Below are 1,491 nucleotides of genomic sequence, written 5' to 3'. Positions count from 1 at the left end.
TTGAAGCAGGCGCTCGACAAGTTCGGCTTCGACGCAGCCTTCGGCGGCGCGCGCCGCGACGAGGAGAAGAGCCGCGCCAAGGAGCGCATCTTCTCCTTCCGCACCGCGTCGCACGGCTGGGATCCCAAGAACCAGCGGCCCGAACTGTGGAACCTCTACAATGCCAGGAAGGCCAAGGGCGAGAGCATCCGCGTCTTCCCGATCAGCAACTGGACCGAGCTCGACATCTGGCAATATATCCAGCTCGAGGGCATCGAGATCGTGCCGCTCTATTTCGCCGCCCCCCGCCCCACCGTCGAGCGCGACGGCATGCTGCTGATGGTCGATGATGACCGCTTCCCGCTTGAACCGGGCGAAGTGCCGGTCGAGCGATCGATCCGCTTCCGCACGCTGGGCTGCTATCCGCTCACCGGCGCGGTCGAGAGCGAGGCCAGCACCCTGTCGGAGGTGATCCAGGAGATGCTGCTCACCACCACATCCGAACGCCAGGGACGCGCCATCGACAAGGATGCCGGCGGCGCCGGCATGGAGAAGAAGAAGCAGGAGGGGTATTTCTGAGCCGGGCCCTGCCCGGCTCAGCCCCGGCGAAGGCCGGGGTCTCAGGCCTTGGGCAGCCACGCTCGATCCCTCTCCCCAAGATCAACCAGATCCCAGCCTTCGCTGGGATGACGGGACAAAGCCAATGACCGACACGCTCGCCGACCCGATCTACCAGACCGATGCCCTCATCGCGCAGGACATCGACGCCTATCTCGACGTCCATCAGCACAAGACCATGCTGCGCTTCATCACCTGCGGCAGCGTCGATGACGGCAAGTCCACCCTGATCGGGCGGCTGCTCTATGATTCGAAGATGATCTTCGAGGATCAGCTCGAAGCGCTGCAGGCCGACTCCAAGCGCGTCGGCACGCAAGGCGGCGAGATCGACTTCGCCCTGCTGGTCGATGGCCTCGCCGCCGAGCGCGAACAGGGCATCACCATCGACGTCGCCTATCGCTTCTTCGCCACCGAGAAGCGCAAGTTCATCGTCGCCGATACGCCCGGCCATGAACAATATACCCGCAACATGGTCACCGGCGCGTCCACCGCCGACCTGGCCGTCATCCTGATCGACGCGCGCAAGGGCATATTGACCCAGACGCGGCGCCATAGCTACCTCGCCCACCTGATCGGCATCCGCAACATCGTGCTGGCCGTCAACAAGATGGACCTGGTCGGATACGACCAGGCGGTGTTCGACAAGATCGTCGCCGATTATGCCGCGTTCGCGCAGAGCATCGGCATCAGCGCCTTCACGCCCATCCCCATCTCCGGCTTCAAGGGCGACAATATCACCGCCCGGTCCGAGAATACCCCCTGGTATCAGGGGCCCACGCTCATGGCGCATCTCGAAAGCGTCGAGGTCGATGCCACCACTGCGGCGGCCAAGCCCTTCCGCATGCCGGTCCAGTGGGTCAATCGCCCGAACCTCGACTTTCGCGGCTTTGCCGG

The 1,491-nt window shown here is 64.3% G+C and carries 2 protein-coding genes; both read left to right on the top strand.

The window, feature by feature from the left end; translation table 11 throughout:
- Window positions 1-558 (top strand): sulfate adenylyltransferase subunit CysD (cysD, locus tag JQK15_RS26415; protein ID WP_214869610.1); only part of this gene is annotated, 558 nt, incomplete at its 5' end.
- A gap of 124 nt (window positions 559-682) precedes the next feature.
- Window positions 683-1,491 (top strand): GTP-binding protein (locus JQK15_RS26410; RefSeq protein WP_214869607.1); only part of this gene is annotated, 809 nt, incomplete at its 3' end.

The sequence above is a fragment of the Sphingobium sp. BHU LFT2 genome, from assembly GCF_018604485.1.
Taxonomy (GTDB): Bacteria; Pseudomonadota; Alphaproteobacteria; order Sphingomonadales; family Sphingomonadaceae; genus Sphingobium; species Sphingobium yanoikuyae_A.
Note: the sequence above shows the minus strand (reverse complement) of the source record. Positions and strands in the feature narration are given on the sequence as shown.